At 46.6% G+C, this 20,374-nt stretch carries 14 protein-coding genes; 10 read left to right on the forward strand and 4 right to left on the reverse strand.

The window, feature by feature from the left end; translation table 11 throughout:
- The first annotated feature begins 1 nt into the window (after position 1).
- The 7 genes from rsmI (at position 2) to BUB86_RS11980 (ending at position 12,623) form a co-directional block, all read left to right on the forward strand.
- Positions 2–700, forward strand: a complete 699-nt coding sequence (gene rsmI / locus BUB86_RS11950; RefSeq protein WP_073209820.1) for a 16S rRNA (cytidine(1402)-2'-O)-methyltransferase — start codon at positions 2–4, stop codon at positions 698–700.
- Between the two features lie 2 nt (positions 701–702).
- On the forward strand, positions 703–1,569 hold the full coding sequence (locus BUB86_RS11955) for a hypothetical protein (protein WP_073209822.1): 867 nt from the start codon (positions 703–705) through the stop codon (positions 1,567–1,569).
- A 367-nt stretch (positions 1,570–1,936) separates the two neighbouring features.
- On the forward strand, positions 1,937–5,083 hold the full coding sequence (locus BUB86_RS11960; protein ID WP_081373231.1) for a SusC/RagA family TonB-linked outer membrane protein: 3,147 nt from the start codon (positions 1,937–1,939) through the stop codon (positions 5,081–5,083).
- Positions 5,084–5,106: 23 nt separating this feature from the next.
- Positions 5,107–6,645, forward strand: coding sequence for a RagB/SusD family nutrient uptake outer membrane protein (locus BUB86_RS11965; protein ID WP_073209824.1), 1,539 nt, complete (start codon positions 5,107–5,109; stop codon positions 6,643–6,645).
- Between the two features lie 26 nt (positions 6,646–6,671).
- Complete coding sequence (locus BUB86_RS11970) at positions 6,672–7,466, forward strand: hypothetical protein (protein WP_139261589.1); 795 nt, start codon at positions 6,672–6,674, stop codon at positions 7,464–7,466.
- A gap of 361 nt (positions 7,467–7,827) precedes the next feature.
- Positions 7,828–11,010: a SusC/RagA family TonB-linked outer membrane protein gene (locus BUB86_RS11975; protein WP_073209829.1), complete on the forward strand. Its 3,183-nt coding sequence runs from the start codon at positions 7,828–7,830 to the stop codon at positions 11,008–11,010.
- Between the two features lie 20 nt (positions 11,011–11,030).
- Complete coding sequence (locus BUB86_RS11980) at positions 11,031–12,623, forward strand: SusD/RagB family nutrient-binding outer membrane lipoprotein (RefSeq protein WP_073209832.1); 1,593 nt, start codon at positions 11,031–11,033, stop codon at positions 12,621–12,623.
- A gap of 58 nt (positions 12,624–12,681) precedes the next feature.
- On the opposite strand, the gene BUB86_RS11985 is transcribed toward BUB86_RS11980, so the two are convergent.
- The gene (locus tag BUB86_RS11985; protein WP_073209834.1) at positions 12,682–13,134 is read right to left on the reverse strand and encodes a nucleoside deaminase; all 453 of its coding nucleotides are present in this window, start codon (positions 13,132–13,134) and stop codon (positions 12,682–12,684) included.
- Positions 13,135–13,174: 40 nt separating this feature from the next.
- On the opposite strand from BUB86_RS11985, the gene BUB86_RS11990 reads away from it, so the two are divergent.
- Together BUB86_RS11990 and pyrH are read left to right on the forward strand one after the other, a co-directional pair.
- Positions 13,175–13,888 carry a biotin--[acetyl-CoA-carboxylase] ligase gene (locus tag BUB86_RS11990; protein WP_073209836.1) on the forward strand — a complete coding sequence of 238 codons (714 nt, stop codon included), beginning with the start codon at positions 13,175–13,177 and terminating at the stop codon, positions 13,886–13,888.
- 28 nt (positions 13,889–13,916) lie between these two features.
- Positions 13,917–14,627, forward strand: a complete 711-nt coding sequence (gene pyrH, locus BUB86_RS11995; protein WP_028903820.1) for a UMP kinase — start codon at positions 13,917–13,919, stop codon at positions 14,625–14,627.
- An 18-nt stretch (positions 14,628–14,645) separates the two neighbouring features.
- Here the strand turns inward: pyrH and BUB86_RS12000 are convergent, their stop codons facing one another.
- The 3 genes from BUB86_RS12000 to BUB86_RS12010 are packed head-to-tail and all read right to left on the reverse strand — an operon-like array spanning position 14,646 to position 16,440.
- Positions 14,646–15,023 carry a DUF4834 family protein gene (locus tag BUB86_RS12000; protein ID WP_073209838.1) on the reverse strand — a complete coding sequence of 126 codons (378 nt, stop codon included), beginning with the start codon at positions 15,021–15,023 and terminating at the stop codon, positions 14,646–14,648.
- Between the two features lie 13 nt (positions 15,024–15,036).
- Positions 15,037–15,723 (reverse strand): CDP-alcohol phosphatidyltransferase family protein, encoded by a 687-nt coding sequence (locus tag BUB86_RS12005; protein WP_073209840.1) that lies wholly within the window; start codon positions 15,721–15,723, stop codon positions 15,037–15,039.
- Positions 15,724–15,750: 27 nt separating this feature from the next.
- Positions 15,751–16,440: a phosphatidylserine decarboxylase family protein gene (locus BUB86_RS12010; protein WP_073209842.1), complete on the reverse strand. Its 690-nt coding sequence runs from the start codon at positions 16,438–16,440 to the stop codon at positions 15,751–15,753.
- A gap of 144 nt (positions 16,441–16,584) precedes the next feature.
- Between BUB86_RS12010 and dnaE the strand changes: the two genes are divergently transcribed.
- The gene (gene dnaE, locus BUB86_RS12015) at positions 16,585–20,322 is read left to right on the forward strand and encodes a DNA polymerase III subunit alpha (RefSeq protein ID WP_073209843.1); all 3,738 of its coding nucleotides are present in this window, start codon (positions 16,585–16,587) and stop codon (positions 20,320–20,322) included.
- The last annotated feature ends 52 nt before the right edge of the window (positions 20,323–20,374 follow it).

The following is a 20,374-nucleotide window of genomic DNA, read 5'->3' on the forward strand; positions in this document are numbered from 1 at the left end:
AATGGGTATATTATATATAGTACCGACTCCAGTTGGGAATATGGAAGACATGACATTCCGTGCCATCCGCATTCTGAAAGAAGTGGATCTGGTGCTGGCAGAAGACACTCGAACATCGAGCAAACTGCTAAAGCACTACGACATCCACAATCAACTCATGTCGCACCACAAGTTCAACGAACACGGAACATCGGCATCCGTAGTAAACCGAATACTGGCAGGCGAAAACGTAGCATTGATCAGCGATGCAGGAACACCAGGCATCAGCGACCCAGGATTCTTTCTGGTTCGCGAAGCCGTTCGTGCAGGTATCGAAGTGCAGTGCCTGCCAGGCGCCACAGCATTTGTACCAGCACTCGTATCGAGCGCATTGCCCTGCGACCGCTTTGCTTTCGAGGGTTTTCTGCCTCAGAAGAAGGGGCGCCAGACCAAACTCGAATCGCTGCGCGACGAACAACGTACCATGATATTCTATGAGTCGCCCTATCGCGTAGTAAAGACACTACAGCAGTTTGCCGATACCTACGGCCCCGAGCGCCAGGTAAGCGTATGTCGCGAAATCAGCAAGATTCATGAAGAGAGCGTTCGTGGTACACTGGCCGAGGTTATAGCCCACTTCAAGGAACATGAGCCCAAGGGTGAAATAGTAATCATCCTGGCTGGGAACGACAATAAAGAACAAATTAATAAACAAAAGTAATTATGAAAAAGTTATTTATCTTTGCAATGTGTGCCATAGCTATGGCAAGTTGTAATGAGGGTGCCAAGAAGGCCGAGAATCAGGCACGTGCAGAACGTGACTCACTGAACCAGGTAATCGCCCAGAAAGATGACGAGATTAATGACATGATGACTACTCTGATTGACATCGAGGATGGATTCCGCGAGATTACAGAGGCACAGAATCGTGTAACCTTAGCCAAAGCAGGTGAAGGCACCAACACCAAGCAGCGCATCGAAGAGAACTTCCAGTTCATCCAGTCGATGATGCAGCAGAACAAAGACCTGATTAACAAACTGAAGCAGCAGGTTCGCGAGAGTTCAATCAAGGGCGACAAGCTGAAGAAGATAATTGCCAGCCTCCAGGAGACCATGGAGAAGAAGGATCAGCAGATTGCCGACCTCACCGAGCAGCTGGAGCTTAAGAATATCCATATCGGCGAACTGAAGTATGCCGTTAACAGTCTGAGAGAAGATGCACGCTCACTTCAGGACGAGAACGAAGCACAGTCTAAGCGCATCAAGGCTCAAGAGAAGGAGCTTAACAGTGCCTGGTTTGCCTATGGCACCAAAGACGAGTTGAAGAAGCAGCAGATTATGACCAAGGATGGCATGTTCAGCAAGAACAAGATTCTGCAGGGCGACTTCAACAAGGAGTACTTCACCAAGATCGACATCCGTGTTGACAAGGAGATCAAGCTCTACAGCAAGTCGGCCAAGCTGCTCACCACCCACCCTGCCAACTCTTACACTCTGCAGCAGGATGCCAACAAGCAGTATGTGCTCCGCATTACCGACCCACAGACATTCTGGTCAACCAGCAAATATCTGGTAGTTCTGGTAAAGTAAAAACACAGAAAAATATACTAAACCTCATCAATAAGGTGCTCAGTTTTGAGCACCTTTTTTGTTGTATTGTCAAGTTTCAATTTTTCACCAAAAGTGTAGGTTTAACATCAAACTGTAAGTTAATCAAATCATCTGCTTTCACATTGATTTTTATCAATTATAAAGGTCAATTTGTTAAAAAATGACGCCGAATTGTGTTTTTTTTATAATTTTATTCGTTTTTTAGAATAATATACGCTATTTTTGCAACCTGAAAGTGACAAAAGGGCGCAATATGTGATATATCAGCCCTTATTATATATATAAATATGTACGCGAACAATACAGTTTTAAACATTTAATAATTTACAAAAAGAGAGAGAATTTTATGAAAAAAAGACTAACGTTGTTTTTTGTCAGCCTTTTCCTTTGTGTAGGAACAGCGCTGGCTCAGACGAAAGTTTCCGGTACAGTACTCTCACAAGAAGACGGCCAGCCCATTATTGGTGCTGCTGTTAAGGTGGTAGGTACAAGCACTGGTATGTTAACTGACGTAAATGGCCGTTTCTCTGTAGCCCTTCCTGCTGGCAAGGATCAGCTGGAGATTACTTATCTGGGCTTTGAGGGCAAGACTGTTAAGGCCAAGAATGGTATGAGAATTTTCCTGAAGGCTGACGCACAGTTGGTTGACGAGGTTGTAGTTGTAGCTTATGGTACAGCCAAGAAGTCGTCATTCACAGGTTCGGCCCAGAGCGTAAACAGTGAGGCACTGGAGTTGCGCCCTGTATCTTCAGCTACAAAGGCTCTTGAGGGTCATGTATCTGGTATTCAGATGACTTCTTCATCTGGTCAGCCTGGTTCATCACCTTCTATCCGCATTCGTGGTTTCGGATCTATCAATGCATCTAACGACCCTCTTTACGTAGTTGACGGTATTCCTTACGCTGGTTCGCTGGCTTCTATCAACCCTGCAGATATCGAGTCGATGACTATCCTGAAGGATGCATCAGCTGGTGCCCTGTATGGTGCACGTGGAGCTAACGGTGTAGTAATGATTACTACCAAGAAGGGTAAGGAAGGTAAGGCAAACGTATCTTGGCGTTCAAACATTGGTTGGTCTAACCGTGCTACCAAGCGCTACAGCCACGTAAGTCAGAAGGAGTACGTACAGCTGGTATATGAGGCTTTGCGTAACGAGGCATATGTTAAGGACGGTATGTCGTGGACTGATGCAGAGGCTGCAGGTAGAGCTGGTTTGAGCAGCAACCTGGGTGGTGAGCTGTACAACCCATTCAAGAACTATACTTGGGACACTATCATCGATCCTACTACTGGTCAGGTACAGGCTGATGCAGAGGCTGCATGGAATGAGGACTGGCTGGATGCTGTTACTCGCAAGAATGCCATCCGTCATGAGCACCAGTTCTCTGTAAACGGTGGTACCGAGAAGACAAAGTATGCCCTTTCACTGGGTTACCTGAACGAGGATGGTACACTGAAGACTACTGCTTATCAGCGTTACAATGCACGTGTAAATGTTGACACTAAGATTAACGAGTGGTTCAAGGCAAACGTTGGTTTGAACGTAGCACACTCTATCTCTAACTTCAGTAACTATAGCGGAAGTTCTACTTCAAACGTATGGTACACTGCACAGTTCATCAACCCTCTGTTCCCTGTTTACCTGAAGGATGAGAACGGACAGAGCATCTACAAGAACGGACAGATTGAGTACGACTGGGGTGAGCAGCGTGAAAACGGCGACAAGCGTCCTGGTTCTATGAGCGACCACAGCTCACTGGGTATGCTGATGCTCGATAAGGCTGAGACACTGCGCGACGTAGCTGGTATGCGCTCTGGATTGGTATTCGGTAGCGACAATGACAACATGGGTTGGGCCAAGGGTATTAAGCTGGCTATCAACTTCGGTTTCGACTACGATAACGCTAACCAGATGAACTACATGAATATGGAGCACGGTAACCAGGCTGCTCAGGGTGGTTATCTCACCAAGGACAACTACCGCACTCAGAGCTACACCTTCAACCAGCTGCTTACATGGAACCGCGGCTTTGGCAAGCACGAGTTTGACGTACTGGCTGGTCATGAGTTCTATGCTTACAAGTACAACTATCTGGAGGCCGGTCGCTCTGGTTTGATGAGTGGTCTGCTTGAGCTCCGTCCAGGTGCAACTCTGAAAGATGCCGACTCTTACAGCATCGACTATCGTATCAATTCATGGTTGAGCCGATTCAACTATACATTCGATAACAAGTACTATCTTTCTGCTTCACTCCGTGCTGATGCTTCTTCACGTTTCAAGAAGGGCAACCGCACAGGTACATTCTGGTCGCTGGGTGCCAACTGGCGAATCAGCAACGAAAAGTTCATGAAGGATATTAAGTGGATTGACAACCTGTCGTTCAAGGCCAGCTATGGTGAGCAGGGTAACGATAACGTTGGTTCTTACTATGCTTGGCAGGGACTTTCGAGCGTTGCTTATCCAAATGCTAACACTGTAGGTGCAGTACTTTCAACTCTTGAGAATGCCGACCTGTCGTGGGAGAAGAACGGCAACCTGAACATTGGTCTCGAGGGTTCTGCACTTAACCGTCGCATCCGCTTCAGCGCAGAGTACTACCATCGTAAGACTACCGACATGTTGCTTGATTACCCAATGGCTGTTTCTACTGGTTTCAGCGGCTACTCTGCAAACGTTGGTAACATGAAGAACTACGGTTTCGAATTCGAAGTATCAGGTACTCCTGTTCGCACTAAGGACTTTGAGTGGAATCTGACTTGGATGGGATCTACCGTTAAGAACGAGGTAACCAAGCTGACCAACGAGTCGCCTGAAATCCTCTCAGGTAACTACATCATCAAGGAAGGTCTGCCTATCAATACATTCTATCTGCGCAAGAGCGCTGGTGTTGATCCTGCTACAGGTTCACAGCTCTACTGGATCTATGATACCGATGAAAACGGCAACAAGATCAATGAGCGCATCACAGACAGCTATAACGAAGCTGCATCAAGCCGCTACGAGATGGGTTCACGTATACCCGACCTCTATGGTAGCATCAGTACCGACCTGAGCTACAAAGGATTCAGTCTCTCAGTGCTGACAACCTACTCTATCGGTGGTAAGATTCTCGACGGTAACTACTACAGCGATATGAATCTGACTTATCTGAACGGAACATGGAACACTAACGTACTGCGTCGTTGGCAGAAGCCTGGTGACGTGACCGACGTTCCACGTATGGGAATCAAGGAGGATGTTTATATTACAGACCGTTATCTGATTGACGCTTCTTACTTCGCAATTAAGAACATCACTCTGTCGTACACTCTGCCTAAGAACCTGGTTAACAAGTGTGGTCTGAATGGCGTTAAGGTTTACGGTTCATATGATAACGTAGCTTTGTTCAGCCATCTCGATGGTATGGATCCTCAGTACAGCTTCAGTGGTGGTACCTCTACCTCTTATGCTCCAAACAAGACTCTTACTGTAGGTCTTGAAGTTAATTTCTAATCATAAAGAAAGAACAATAAAATATGAAAGCAATTTTTAAATATACACTCATAAGTCTTCTTGGAGCAGCAACATTCACTTCTTGCTCAGAAGATCTCCTTGAGACAAGCCCTTCAACCGCTGTTGCTACTGGCGAGATGACTGCTTCTGCTAGCAGTGCTATTGCAGCCGTCGATGGTATCTACCGTATGATGTATACCACTGGTTGTACCACAGCATGGCAACATGAGGAGTTTGGTCTTCAGGCATTTACCTTGGCAGCCGACCTGATGGGTGAGGATCATATCCAGGCTAAGTCAGGTAGTGGTTGGTTCTACTACGATTATCTGTATCAGGTAAAAGGTGACTATACAAATACAGCAGGTCGCCCTTACGGTGTATGGAACTTCTTCTATACAAACATTGCCAATGCTAACTATGTAATTGCTGCCGAGAGCACCATGGAAGGTGATCCTTCGGATGTAAAATACGTAGTTGGTCAGGCTTATGCTCTCCGTGCATTCAGCTACTTCATGCTGGCTCAGTGGTATGCCCGTACTTATGTAGGCCACGAGGATGAGCCTTGTGTTCCTCTCTATACAGAGCCTACAACTAAGGAGACTCAGGGTAAGCCACGTGAGACTGTAGCCGCAGTTTACAAGCTGATTGACAGTGATATTGCTAAGGCAGAGGAACTGCTCGATGCTACTGAGCACAGCCGCAACAGCATTTCTCATATCGACGCCTCTGTTGCATACGGTATCCATGCTCGTATTGCATCGGTTGAGGAGAACTGGACTCTGGCTAAGGAGTGTGCTGATAAGGCAATCAAGCTCTCTACAGCTAAGATTGCAGAAGTTAATCAGTTTGCAGGCGTTAACAACGTTAATGCTGCAAACGTAATGTGGGGTGCAAAGATTATTGCCGACCAGGTTACTTCGTATGCCAGCTTCTTCTGTCACATGGATGCCGACATGGGTAAATATGGTCAGAGTGCACCTCAGCAGATTACTCGCGACCTCTATGCCAAGATGGGAGCTAATGACGCACGTCGCGCATGGTGGAACCCAAGCGATAAAGCCAATGGTTCTAATGGTTATCAGCAGGAAAAGTTCAAGTTCTTGAACTATGCTACTTGGGAAGGTGATTACATCTACATGCGAATTGAGGAGATGTACCTTACAAAGGCCGAGGCTGAATGCATGCTGGGCGACGATGCTGCTGCACAGCAGACACTAGCCACACTCATGAAGTATCGTGACTCTGACTACACCTGCGCTAAGACAGGTAAGGAGTTGGGTACAACCTCTGAGGCTATTAACGAAACAGGATCACTGCGTGAGGAAATTATCCTTCAGCGTCGTATCGAGTTGTGGGGTGAGTTCGGACGCATCTACGACTTGCGCCGTCTGCATCAGGGCTTTACACGTTCTACCGACCAGGGACATCCTTCGGCTGCTACACGTACAAACAAAGCTACTGTTAATCCAGAAAGCTACAAGTGGGTGATGGTTATCCCTCAGTCTGAGTTTGATGGAAATGCTAGCATGGATGCTGAGAAAGATCAGAATTCATTTGAGTAATATTAATATAAAAAATGATATTGAATATGAAGAAATATATTTTAGGTCTGGCCGTACTTGCAGGAATGATGTTTACTGCCTGTGATACAGACAACGTGGGTACCATCTACACCACGACAGCCCAGAACATCTCGTTCGAGAATGCTAAGCCAGCTAAGATTGTGACAAAGGCTTCAAGCATAACAGTTCCAGTCAGTATCGTTCGCACAAATACCAATGGCGAATATACAGTTCATTATACACTGTCTTCTGAAGAGGATGGCATATTTTCTGATAGCAACAATGGAGCTGTTACATTCGCAGCTGGCGAATGGTCAAAGACTTTCAACATTGATGTAACTAACATGAAGGGTGGTACACTATATACCGCCACACTGACTCTCAGTGAAGAAGACGCTCAGTCTGCAGACGCTGTTCTGAACACACAAACAAACACTACGACAACCATCAGCGTAATGTGTGACTATAACTGGGTGGCAGTAGGTACTGGATTCTATAGTTCACCTGACTGGTGGGAAGCTGAGTATGAGGTTGATATTGAAAAGGCAGAGGGAACCAACCTCTACCGTATCAAGAACCTCTTCGCAGATGGCTATGACATCGAGTTCACTATTGGCGACGACAATGTTGTAACCGTTCTGCCTCAGGAGTCTTGGATTTACACAGGTTATGGTGCGGTAGTACTGGAAGGAGCTTACGAAAACTATGTGGCTGGTACATATGATCCAGCAACTAAGCAGATTTCACTAGCTCTTAATCAAACACTTCCTGCTATTAGCTATGTCTTCGGTGTCTTCGTCGATACACTGACCATGCCCTAATAGGAATATTTCGTAAGAATAGACTAATAACATCAAAAAAGATAGGGTGCTCAATGGTGAGCACCCTATCTTTTTGTTTAGTAGTATGCTCATCTGCCGCTATGAAAATAACACGCCAACAAGAAATACAAAATAAACAAAAGAAAGCAAAACAGAAGTTTAAGTATCAAAGTGAAAGCAAAGGTTAATATTTACTATCTAATTGATACATATCAAGGCCATATGAGTAAAAATGCAAAAAATGCAGCAAAAACACCATTTTCTTTTAAAAATATTTTTTAAATAGGAAAATATACACTAATTTTGCAGTGATTAAAATCTTTAATAACACAACTATAATTAAACAAAAGAGAGTGAATTTATGAAAAAAGGACTAACGTTGTTTATGATGAGTCTCTTCCTTTGTGTAGGAAGTGCTCTTGCACAAACGAAAGTTTCTGGTACTGTACTCTCACAAGAAGACGGCCAGCCAATTATTGGAGCAGCCGTTAAGGTAGTGGGAACCAGTACTGGTATGTTGACAAACGTAAATGGTCGATTCGACCTGACTATTCCAGCAGGCAAAACCGATCTAGAGATTAGTTATTTGGGATACGAAAGCAAGACTGTTAAGGCCAAGAACGGCATGAAGGTTTTCCTGAAGGCTGATGCCCAAGCCCTCGACGAGGTGGTAGTTACTGCCATGGGTATCTCGCGTGAGAAGAAGGCGCTGGGATATGCCGTATCTGAGGTGAATGGCGATGAGCTTATTAAGAGCCGTGGTGGACTGAGCAACCCTGTTAATGCTCTACAGGGAAAGGTTGCAGGTCTGCAAATCAGTTCTGGTGCCGGTTCTATGGGTGGATCATCAAAGGTACTTATCCGTGGTAACAACTCACTGAGCGGATCAAACCAGCCTCTGTTTGTGGTTGACGGTGTACCCTTGGAAGGTAAGGACTTCAACTCTACCGACACCCAGCGTGGTGGTGGTGGTTACGACTATGGTAACCTGATTCAGGACCTGAACCCCGACGATATTGAGAGCGTTTCAGTACTTAAAGGTGCTGCTGCATCGGCTCTGTATGGTAGTCGTGCCTCAAATGGTGTGATTATGATTACAACCAAGAAGGCTAAGAAGCAGCAGGGGCTGGGTGTTGAGTTCAGCTCTACTCTAGGCATTGAGCGCGTTAGCAAGCTGCCTAAGCTGCAGAAGGAATACGGCGGTGGCTATGGCTACATGGCTCTTGACGGATATGATGACTTTGCAGAGGTAGAAATCAATGGTATCACCTATACTGTACCTGATTACGGTATGGACGAGAGTTGGGGTCCAAAGCTTGACGGACGTCAGGTTCTGTCATGGTACGACCTGGCTAAGTGGGAGGCTAACGGAAAAGTAGGCAACCCAACCACATCGGCATGGAGCGCTCCAAAGCACGATTACGACGACTTCTTTGAGACGGGCGTATCTTACACCAACAACGTTGCCATCTCGCAGGTTTACGACAATAGCGCTTTCCGTATCAGCTATACAAACACCAGCCTTGACGGATATCTGCCCAACAGTTCGATGTATAAGAACATCTTCAATGTAAATGGCAACATTATGAGCCCCGACAAGAAGCTGAACGTGTTTACAAGCGTCAACTTCTTCAACAGCCGTGCCAAGGGACGTCAGGATACTGGTTATGGCGACAACAACATCATGGTGAAGTTTGTACAGTGGGGTCAGCGCCAGCTGGATATGAACGAACTGAAGGATATGTATAAATATCCCGATGGAACACAGGCAACTTGGAACCGTAACGCTGTTGACGATCCAACACCTGCATACCACAACAACCAGTACTGGAGCCGCTATATGAACTACGAGAATGATACTCGTAACCGTATCTATGGTAACGCAGGCTTCAGCTATCAAATTCTGCCTCAGTTGAAGGCTCAGTACAAGGTAAACCTCGACTTCTTTGTTGACAAGCAGTACGAGCGCAATGCAGTAGGTTCGCAGGAGGAGTCACGCTATAAGGAGATTTCACGTCAGCAGTACGAAATCAACCATGAGTTTATGCTGATGTACAACCAGACATTCAACGACTTTACACTGAATGCAAACTTCGGTGCAAACATCATGATGAACCACTATGAGTATGTGTATGGTGAGACACAGGGCGGACTGGCTATCCCTGAGTTCTACGACCTGTCAAACTCACTGACACAGGCTGCTGGTTACAACTACCGTCGCGAAAAGTCGATCAACTCACTCTTTGGCGACGTAACCCTGGGCTGGAAGAACATGCTCTATCTGGAAGGAACCATCCGTGGTGATAGATCATCTACCCTGCCAAAGGGTAACAACACCTACGTATATCCTTCAATCACTGGTAGCTGGATTTTCTCTGAGCTGCTGAAGGAGAAGACACCTTGGCTGAGTTTCGGTAAGGTTCGTCTCGGCTTTGCAAAGGTAGGTAACGACACTGACCCATATCAACTGTACAACACCTTCTCGCAGTACACCAATATCGACTCAACTACTCCTGGTTACCGTCTGCCTAACACCATGCAGAACCCTGACCTGAAGCCTGAGTCAACATCATCGTTCGAGGCTGGTTTGGAGATGAGCTTCTTCAACAACCGTCTGGGATTCGACGTCACATACTATCGTACCAATACCAAGGACGAGATTCTGCCTCTGTCGGTATCTGGAACAACAGGTTATATATATAAATATGTGAACTCTGGTGAGATTGAGAACAAGGGTATCGAGGTAGGTATCCACGCTACTCCTGTTAAGACTCACGACTTTGAGTGGACTACCAACCTGACTCTGGCTTCGAACAAGAACAAGGTTAAGTCGCTGGCCGACGGTGTAGACTACTATCGTATCTCAAGCGCTCCATTCCTTGTTGAAATCGGAGCTATGGTAGGTGAGGAATACGGCGTTATCATGGGTACCGACTTTGTTTACGACGAGAATGGCAACAAGCTTGTTGACGAAGATGGTCTCTATATGGCTACCGATGGCAACAAGGTTATCGGACATATCTTCCCAGACTTTACCGGTGGTTGGACCAACTCATTCCGTTACAAGAATCTCGACCTGAGCTTCCAGCTCGACTTCTCAAAGGGTGGTCAGTACTTCTCTACCACATATCTGTGGGGTATGTACTGCGGTATGTTCGAGGAGACAGCTGCCAACAATGTACGTGAAACAGGTATCATCTCTGAGGGATATACTATAGACGGCAAGCCTAACACTACTGTTGTTGCCGCTCGCGACTACTATGAGAACTTCTACTCTGGCCCTGCTGCTCAGAGCCTGTTGAAGAGCGATTACATCAAACTGCGTGAGGTGAGCGTTGGCTACACATTCAAACTGAATCCAGCTTGGTTTGTAAAGAGTCTGCGACTCTCTGCCTATGGCCGTAACCTGGGTGTATGGGGTCCTGACACTAAACACTTCGACCCAGAAATGATTGTAACCGGTTCTGGTAACATTCAGGGTGTTGAAGGTGGTGCTACTCCAATGGTTTCTACCTATGGTTTCACAGTTAATATGAAATTCTAAAACGAAGGAGGAAACAAAATATGAAAAATATAATCAAATATACACTGGTAGGTTCACTTTGCTTCACAGCCGCAGCTTGCTCTGACCAAGAGGCATTGAACGTTAATCCCAATGTTGCTTCGAACGTTCCATCAAACATGATCATGAACGCTGCTGAGAAGTGGACAGTGGACAATATCTACGACAACTGGTTCAGCGGACGTCAGTGTCTGGTTTACTCACAGCAGTGGAGCCAGCGCAACTATACTGAAGAAGACCGATACCAGATTCGTGAGTCGGTAAACAACAGCTACTTCAAGTACATGTACATGGGTCTGAACAACTTCCAGAAAGTGATCAGCATGAATACCGACGAGGCAACCAAGAACGCCAGTTCGGCCTATGGCGCAAACGCCAACCAGATAGCAGCAGCAATGATCATGAAGGTATGGCTGGCTGACTTGATGACCGACACATGGGGAAGCATCCCATATTCTGAGGCTCTGAAACTGGAGAGCGACAACGTGCTCTATGCAAAGTATGACGACCAGAAGGATCTGTATGCCCAGCTGATGAAGGAACTGACAGAAGCTGTTGAAATGATCGACGAGTCGGAGGTTGCCTTCACCAGTGGTGATGTAATCTACGATGGCGACGCCTCAAAGTGGAAGAAATTCGGCAACTCACTAAAGTGCCGTCTGGCAGTACACATGTCGAAGGTAGACAGCAACTGGAAGAGCTACATCCAGCAGGCTCTGCAGAGCGGTGTGTTCGAGAGCAACGACGATGCAGCCAAGTTCCAGTACAGCGCATCTGGTACTGAGTACTGTAAGTTCTACGAAGGTTTCTTTGTTGACCGTCGTAACGACTTTGCTATCAACAAGACACTTGCCGACCTGCTGAAGGGTCAGCGTGATACGCTGAATGCAAAGAGTCATCCTTGGGAGGGTGTTATCGACCCACGTATCCATGTCTACACTGTTGACGATGGTAAGTGGAACGGTATGGCTGTAGCTACTCAGACAGGTATCCAGGCGCGTCTGTTCACACAGGATGGTGTAAAGAGTTGGTATGCTGATCAGCCACCAGTACTGAGCAAGACTTATGCAGTGCCCCTGATGACATACGCTGAGTTGAAGTTCATTATCGGTGAGTATAATGATTTCAGCGTTGACGACTACAAAGAAGGCGTTGAGGCAAGTATCGATTACTGGTATAACGTAATGGGTGCTACACCTGATGCTGATGAGGTAGCTGCATACGTTGAGGCAGTTTGCAAGAACGTGAATGCTGAGGCCTATGCCATCCAAAAGTATATCGACCTCTACACCAACGGTACTGAGGCTTGGACAGAGATTCGTCGTACTGGTTATCCTGAGCAGATAGTACGTCCTGGAGAAATCTGTGCAGTATACAAAACAGACAGTGGTCAGGTTCCTTATGAATTTACGCCACTATCTGAAGTTAAGGGCGACATCATTTCACGTGTAAAATATCCTACTGACGAGAGTACACTGAACAGCGAGAGTTGGAAAGCTGCTGTAGCCAAGCTGCAGGACGGTACCAACAACTACTATTCAAAGATGTTCTGGGATGTACGTACATCAACATACGATCACCCTGCAAATAAGTAAATTTGCAATCATCTATTATAATAATAGGAGAACTCAAAAGGGTTCTCCTATTTTTATTTCAGCGCTTGGATTTGAAGAAGTCCTGCATCAGTTGACGACATTCTTCTTCAAGTACACCTGTGGTAACAGTGGCTTTTGGGTGGAAGGCACGAGGAGCCAGTAGATGGTAACCACGTTTATCGTCAGGGGTACCATAGACAATACGTGGAATCTGAGCCCACCCTATCGCTCCTGCACACATAGTACAGGGTTCTACCGTTACGTAGAGGGTACAGTCAGTGAGGTACTTGCCGCCAAGGGTGTTGGCAGCAGCAGTAATGGCTTGCATCTCGGCATGAGCAGTTACATCGCAGAGAGTCTCAGTAAGGTTGTGAGCGCGGGATATAACACGGTCTTTACAAACCACAACTGCCCCTATGGGAATCTCACCCGCCTTCATCGCTTCATGGGCCTCTTCAAGGGCCATTTGCATAAAGCGCTCATCTTTTTTTTGTTGTTCTTCGCTAATCATGTTGCAAAGTTAAGAAAAAAATCGTAACTTTGCACTCAGAATGATGAAATTTGAGGTTGTACATATCGAAGAAACGGATTCTACCAACCTTTGGATGAAGGAAAACGGGGTAGGCGACCAAGTGGTAGTGGCTGATTACCAGACTGCTGGCAAGGGTTGCGGTTCGAACTCATGGGAGGCCGAACGTGGACAGAATCTGTTGTTCTCGGTAATGATACATCCTAAGAGTCTTCAGGCTAAAAATCAGTTTATCATTACGCAGGTGGTATCTGTGGCTTTATGCAAGACACTAGATAGTTATTTGCAAAAACCAATATCAATCAAGTGGCCTAATGATATTTATGTGGGTGATAAGAAAATATGTGGAGTGCTGATAGAGAACCGACTGCAAGGTCGCATGATAAAAGACACAATCATAGGCATTGGACTGAATGTCAACCAGACTGTGTTTAAAAGTGATGCGCCAAACCCAGTATCCATCAAACAACTGACAGGAAAGGATACTGATCGCGAGGAGTTGCTTACAGCATTTCTGAAACAACTGAACAAGACGGCCAAAAGTGCCACCATCATAGCCGACTACAAAGCAAGGCTGTACAGACGCGAAGGCAAGCATCTGTTCATGACAAACAATACCACCTTCGAAGCCAGTATCGTGGACGTGAAGGATGATGGACGGCTGATGCTGGAAGACGAAAAGGGCGTAGCGCACTTGTTTAGATTTAAGGAGGTGCAATTTGTAATTCACAATTGACAATTCATAATTGATAATTTACAATTATATGGCAAGATTTAAGAGAATTCTGTTGAAACTCTCGGGTGAGAGTTTGATGGGTAAGCAGGGCTACGGCATCGACCCTGAGAGACTGAGCGACTATGCTAACCAGATTAAGGAGATAGCAGGAATGGGCGTTCAGATTGGTATCGTAATTGGTGGTGGAAACATTTTCCGTGGTCTGTCGGGCTCACAGAAAGGTTTCGATCGTGTAAAGGGCGACCAGATGGGTATGTGCGCCACAGTCATCAACTCGCTGGCACTGAGCTCAGCTCTTGGTGCAGTTGGTGTAAAGAACAAGGTACTGACTGCCATCCGCATGGAGCCTATTGGCGAGTTCTACACCAAGTGGAAGGCTATCGAGGCTATGGAGGCAGGATATGTGTGCATCTTCTCAGCAGGTACAGGTTCACCCTACTTCACTACTGATACAGGTTCAAGTCTGCGTGGCATAGAGATTGAGGCCGACGTAATGCTGAAGGGCACTCGCGTTGACGGCATCTATACCGCTGACCCAGAAAAGGATCCAACAGCCACCAAGTTTGATGACATTACTTATAAAGAGGTATTGGCACGTGGATTGAAGGTAATGGACCTGACGGCTATCTGCATGTGTCAGGACAACAATCTGCCTATCTACGTATTCAATATGGACGTAGTGGGAAATCTGAAGAAAGTAATGGACGGCGAACAGATAGGAACGCTAGTGCACAATTGAACATTGAAGATTGAAGATTCAAACCTCTTCAAACTCAACGTATTCATCGTCGCCCTTCTCGAAGATTTTCTTCTCTTCTTCCTGGCGTTGATCGATGATAGTTACACCACCGCTTGTAGTTGTTCTACGAGCGGTTTTTCGTTCTGCAGACTCAGATGAAGTGCGCGAACCACTAGACTTAGTACCTTGAGCACCAGGTTTGCGACTACTCTTGAAGTAATCCTCACCAAAGGGATTACGATCTTTCTGTTCACGGCGTTTTCCCTGGCGATAAAGAAATTCCTCGGCGTCTTCACGTAAGCGCTTTACATTGTGATACATGAAATTAATCACTATCATCACGATAATAGCAATGGCTATAACCCCAAACACAATAATGCCCAAAATAACCTGCATAGGCTACAGATTTTTACTTATTAGATTTGTTAGTAATTACAGACAGTAATACATACCATGCAATGATGGCCGCAAAGCCACTTACCCCCAAAAGGAGTAACAATGGGATGCACGACAAGACGAAGATATACTTCACCTCGTTACCCTTCCACCCCCAATGCTTAAATTTGAGTGCAAACATGGGTATCTCAGCTATCAGCAGATAACAGCTGATGAAAACGCCAGTAATAATAACCAGCGAAAGGTTAGAACCGATGAATGGCGCCGTCTTCATCCAATCGCCAGCACCAGCAATCAACGCCCCCCAGAACAGCGCATTAGCAGGAGTTGGGAGACCTATGAAACCCAAAGCCTGACGCTCGTCGAGGTTAAACTTTGCCAAGCGCAAAGCAGAAAAAGCCGCCATCACAAAAACAAGGAAAGGCAGCAGTTCTGTCTCTGGTCTGAGATATTCGAATACAATAGCCGATGGTGCGAAGCCAAAGGTAACATCATCAGCCAACGAGTCAAGCTCCTTGCCTATGGGCGATGAAACGCCCAGCAGACGAGCGCTCATGCCATCGAAGAAGTCGAACACGGCTCCGATGATGATAAAGAGCAATGCCATCTCGAAATCGCCCAAGAAGGCGAAGTAAGTAGCGATACAACCAGAAACAAGGTTGCAGCATGTTATCGTATTGGGAATATGCTTTTTAAACATTGACCATTGAACATTGAACATTGAACATTACGCCAGCTTGGCGATGACCGTCTGGTCGCCTGTGGTAGGCTGATTCATAGTAACACAAGCCTTAGCGCTAAGAGGAAGGAATACGTCTACGCGCGAACCTAACTTAATAAAGCCCAGGTGCTCATCGATATAGCACTCCTCTCCATCCTTGGCGTAGGTAACGATGCGACGAGCCAATGCACCAGCTATCTGACGAACCAGGATATCTTCACCTTCTGGAGTGGTAATCATAATGTCTGCATGCTCGTTCTCTTCGCTGGCCTTAGGCAACCAAGCCTTGTGGTAGTTTCCGTTAAAGTGCTTCACAAACTTAACTTTACCATCAACGGGATACCAGTTGGCATGCACGTTGAGCGGACTCATAAAGATGGATATCATCAATCGCTTGTCGTGGAAATAGGTATTTTCCTCGGTCTCTTCTACCACAACAATTTTACCATCAGCTGGTGCTACCACCAACTTATCGGTATCGCCATTAAAATAGCGAATAGGGCAACGATAGAAGTTGAGTGCGATGAACCATGCAGTAACGAAAATGGCCACAAATATCCAGAAAGGGATAGTTGTTTCAAGTCCGTACCACAATAATGAGCCTATACCAACGATAGCCATGGCACTGAGTGTCAACTCGTTAGTACCTTCACGATGAATTCTGATTTTCTTGAGTTTCTTTATTCTTTCTCCCATTAGTTACATTCCGATTGTTTCATTCTGGGTGCAAAGGTACATCTTTTTTTTGAGTATTACAAACTTTTCACTTTTTTCTTTTGGTTATCTCGAAAAATCAGCGTATCTTTGACGCTCCAAAATTAGCATTTTATACAATAAAAGATGGAAGATTTCGTACATCTGCACGTACATACATATTACTCGATACTCGATGGACAGTCGAGTATCAAAAAGCTTGTGGATAAGGCGCTGGCCGACGGCATGAAGGGCATGGCGATTACCGACCACGGCGACATGTTCGGTATTAAGGAATTTCACGACATCTGCAACGGTGTGAACAAACAACGTAAGAAAGACGGACTTGAACCATTCAAGCCAATCTTTGGTTGCGAGATGTATGTGGCACGTCGTGGCGACATGAGGTTGAAGGACACAAAAGAGGACCTTGGAGGATACCACCTGATAGTGTTGGCCAAGAATGCCCACGGCTACAAGAACCTGATTAAACTGGTTAGTAACTCGTGGGTGGATGGTTTCTACAACCGTCCACGTACCGACCACAAGGAGTTGGAGAAATATCATGAGGATCTGATAGTCTGCTCGGCCTGTATTGCAGGTGAGGTGCCAGCCAAGATTCTGAAAGGCGACATCGAGGGAGCACGCAAAGCCATCGAGTGGCACAAGAACCTGTGGGGCGACGACTACTATCTGGAACTGCAGCGCCACGAGGTTAAGAATCCCGACCCTAGCTACAGGGCCAATCGCGAGACCTTCCCCCTACAGCAGCAAGCCAACAAGGTACTAATAGAGCTGGCCAAGGAATACGGTGTAAAACTGGTTTGTACTAACGACTCGCACTTTGTTGACGAAGATAATGCCGAGGCGCACGACCACTTGTTGTGTTTGGCCACAGGTAAGGATCTGGACGACCCCACCCGCATGCTCTACTCAAAGCAGGAGTGGTTTAAGACTCAGCAGGAGATGAACGATATCTTCAGTGATGTGCCTGAGGCTATGGCCAACACCGTAGAGATATTAAATAAGGTGGAGACCTACAGTCTGGATGCCGACCCCATCATGCCCTTCTTCCCCATCCCAGAGAGTTTTGGTACTGAGGAGGAATGGCGACAGAAGTTCACAGAGCAGCAACTCTACGACGAGTTTACCAGCGATGAGAACGGCGAAAACCAACTGCCACCCGAAGATGGCGAAAAGAAAATCAAGAAACTGGGCGGATACGACAAGATATACCGTATTAAGTTCGAGGCCGACTATCTGGCCAAGCTGGCATACGAAGGAGCTACAAAACGCTATGGCGACCCACTATCGAAAGAGGTTGACGACCGCATACGATTTGAGCTACACATCATGAAGACGATGGGTTTCCCTGGTTACTTCTTGATTGTGCAGGACTTTATCAACTCGGCTCGCGATGAGCTAGGTGTGATGGTTGGTCCTGGTCGTGGATCGGCTGCTGGTAGTGTAGTAGCCTATTGCTTAGGTATTACTAAAATCGACCCATTGAAGTACGACCTGCTGTTTGAGCGTTTCCTTAATCCAGACCGTATCTCGCTGCCTGATATCGATACCGACTTTGATGATGACGGACGAGGCAAGGTGCTGAAATGGGTTATGGATAAGTATGGCCACGAGAATTGTGCACATATCATTACCTACGCATCGATGGCCACTAAGAACTCCATCAAGGACGTAGCACGAGTAGAGAATGTGCCCCTAGCTATATCGAACGCTCTGTGTAAGGCTATCCCTGACCGCCTGCCTGATGTAGATGGCAAGACACCAAAGATGAATCTGGTGAACGCCATCAAGGCTGTACCTGAACTACAGGAGGCCGAGACATCAACAGATATACATCTGGCAAACACCATTAAATATGCCAAGATGCTTGAGGGTACCGTTCGCGGAACGGGTATCCACGCTTGCGGATTTATTATCTGCCGCGACCCAATTAGCGACCACGTGCCTGTGTCGACAGCCGATGACCCTGACTTTAAGGGCACCAAGACCAACTGTACACAGTACGACGGACACGTGATTGAGTCGACAGGACTTATCAAGATGGACTTCCTGGGTCTGAAAACCCTGTCAGAGTTGAAGGAGGCCTGTGCCAACATCAAGCGTACACGCGGTATTGATGTTGACCTGGACACCATTCCTATCGACGATCCCAAGACCTACGAACTATACCAGCAGGGACGCACCATCGGTACGTTCCAGTTCGAGTCGGCCGGTATGCAGAAATACCTGCGCGAGCTGCACCCAACAGTGTTCGAAGACCTGATTGCGATGAATGCCCTTTATCGTCCAGGCCCTATGGACTACATCCCCGACTTTATTAAGCGTAAGAACGGACTGGAGCCCATTACCTACCCCATCGACTGCATGGAGAAGTACCTGAAGGACACCTACGGCATTACGGTTTATCAGGAGCAGGTGATGCTACTGAGCCGACAGCTGGCCGACTTCACCCGTGGTGAGAGTGACGCCCTGCGTAAAGCCATGGGTAAGAAGAAAAAAGATATTGTTGACGCCATGAAGCCTAAGTTCATCGAAGGCGGAAAGAAGAATGGTCACAATCCTGATATTCTTGAGAAGATATGGGCCGACTGGGAGAAGTTTGCATCGTATGCGTTCAACAAGTCGCATGCAGCCTGCTACTCATGGGTAGCATATCAGACAGCCTATCTGAAGGCGAACTACCCTGCTGAATACATGGCTGCCATCATGAGCCGACGTCGCGACCAGATAACAGAAATCACCAAGCTGATGGACGAGTGCAAGCAGATGGGCATTGCCACACTGGGCCCAGATGTTAACGAGTCGTACGAGAAGTTTGGTGTGAACCATCATGGTGAAATCCGATTCGGTCTGGGTGCCATCAAGGGTATGGGCGACTCAGCAGCACTATCGATTATCGAAGAGCGCGAGAAGAACGGACCCTATAAGGATATCTACGATTTTGCACAGCGTGTGAACTTCTCGTCAGTAAACCGTAAGGCTTTCGAATCGCTGGCGCTGAGTGGTGGTTTCGACTCGTTTGGCATCCGTCGCGAAGATTTCTTTGCCACCAATCAGAAAGGCGAGACATTTATCGAGACACTTTGTCGCTACGGACAGCTGTACCAGCAGGAGAAGGCCGAGATGCAGAACTCGCTGTTCGGCATGTTTGGCGAGGGTGTAGAGATAGCCCAGCCACAAGTGCCCAAGAACGATATCCGTTGGAGCGATATCGAGCGACTGAACAAGGAGCGCGAGCTGGTAGGTATCTATCTTTCGGCCCATCCTTTGGACGAATACAAGATTATTCTCGACAACCTCTGCAACACCAGATGTGTCGAATTGGCAGATATTGCTAAGTTGGCAGATCGCGAGGATGTCATACTCGGCGGCATCGTAACTGCCACCAAGACAGGCTTTACCAAGACAGGAAAGCCTTATGGTGTGGTAACCATCGAAGACTTCGACGGCTCAGGCGAGATCTTCATGATGGGCGAGGAATGGGGACAGCGTGCTGGTATGTTCTCAATAGGCGCTTCGGTGTATATCACAGGTAAGGTAAAGTCGCGATTCCAATATAACGAAAATGGTCCTAAAGACCTGAAGATTGGCGGTGTCGAGTTCCTACAGACCATCAAGGAGAGAGCTATCGATCGCATCACCATCTCTATGCTTACAGATAAGGTAGACGATGCATTGGTAAACGATCTGACAGAGATTATTAACGACAATCCTGGTAAGACCAAGCTCTTCTTCCAATTACGCGATTCAAGCGGCAGCTATCACGTATTACTGCGAAGCAAACGCGAAGGAATAGACGTTAAAAACCAGTTGATTAACTACATCGAGACTCACGACGGATTGGCATACTCAATAAATTGATGGCATGCATTTTGCTGGGAGTCAGATAGTTCACATAGTATTCACAATAAAA

It is taken from the genome of Xylanibacter ruminicola (genome assembly GCF_900142525.1).
GTDB lineage: Bacteria > Bacteroidota > Bacteroidia > Bacteroidales > Bacteroidaceae > Prevotella > Prevotella ruminicola_A.

Bases quoted from the DNA above. Each gene is read 5' to 3' on its own strand.
- BUB86_RS11970 (WP_139261589.1), top strand. From the start codon at position 6,672: ATGAAGAAATATATTTTAGGTCTGGCCGTACTTGCAGGAATGATGTTT.
- BUB86_RS12010 (WP_073209842.1), bottom strand. From the start codon at position 16,440: ATGGGAGAAAGAATAAAGAAACTCAAGAAAATCAGAATTCATCGTGAA.
- BUB86_RS11990 (WP_073209836.1), top strand. From the start codon at position 13,175: ATGATGAAATTTGAGGTTGTACATATCGAAGAAACGGATTCTACCAAC.
- pyrH (WP_028903820.1), top strand. From the start codon at position 13,917: ATGGCAAGATTTAAGAGAATTCTGTTGAAACTCTCGGGTGAGAGTTTG.
- BUB86_RS11965 (WP_073209824.1), top strand. From the start codon at position 5,107: ATGAAAGCAATTTTTAAATATACACTCATAAGTCTTCTTGGAGCAGCA.
- BUB86_RS11985 (WP_073209834.1), bottom strand. From the start codon at position 13,134: ATGATTAGCGAAGAACAACAAAAAAAAGATGAGCGCTTTATGCAAATG.
- BUB86_RS11960 (WP_081373231.1), top strand. From the start codon at position 1,937: ATGAAAAAAAGACTAACGTTGTTTTTTGTCAGCCTTTTCCTTTGTGTA.
- dnaE (WP_073209843.1), top strand. From the start codon at position 16,585: ATGGAAGATTTCGTACATCTGCACGTACATACATATTACTCGATACTC.
- BUB86_RS11975 (WP_073209829.1), top strand. From the start codon at position 7,828: ATGAAAAAAGGACTAACGTTGTTTATGATGAGTCTCTTCCTTTGTGTA.
- BUB86_RS11980 (WP_073209832.1), top strand. From the start codon at position 11,031: ATGAAAAATATAATCAAATATACACTGGTAGGTTCACTTTGCTTCACA.
- BUB86_RS12005 (WP_073209840.1), bottom strand. From the start codon at position 15,723: ATGTTTAAAAAGCATATTCCCAATACGATAACATGCTGCAACCTTGTT.
- BUB86_RS11955 (WP_073209822.1), top strand. From the start codon at position 703: ATGAAAAAGTTATTTATCTTTGCAATGTGTGCCATAGCTATGGCAAGT.
- rsmI (WP_073209820.1), top strand. From the start codon at position 2: ATGGGTATATTATATATAGTACCGACTCCAGTTGGGAATATGGAAGAC.
- BUB86_RS12000 (WP_073209838.1), bottom strand. From the start codon at position 15,023: ATGCAGGTTATTTTGGGCATTATTGTGTTTGGGGTTATAGCCATTGCT.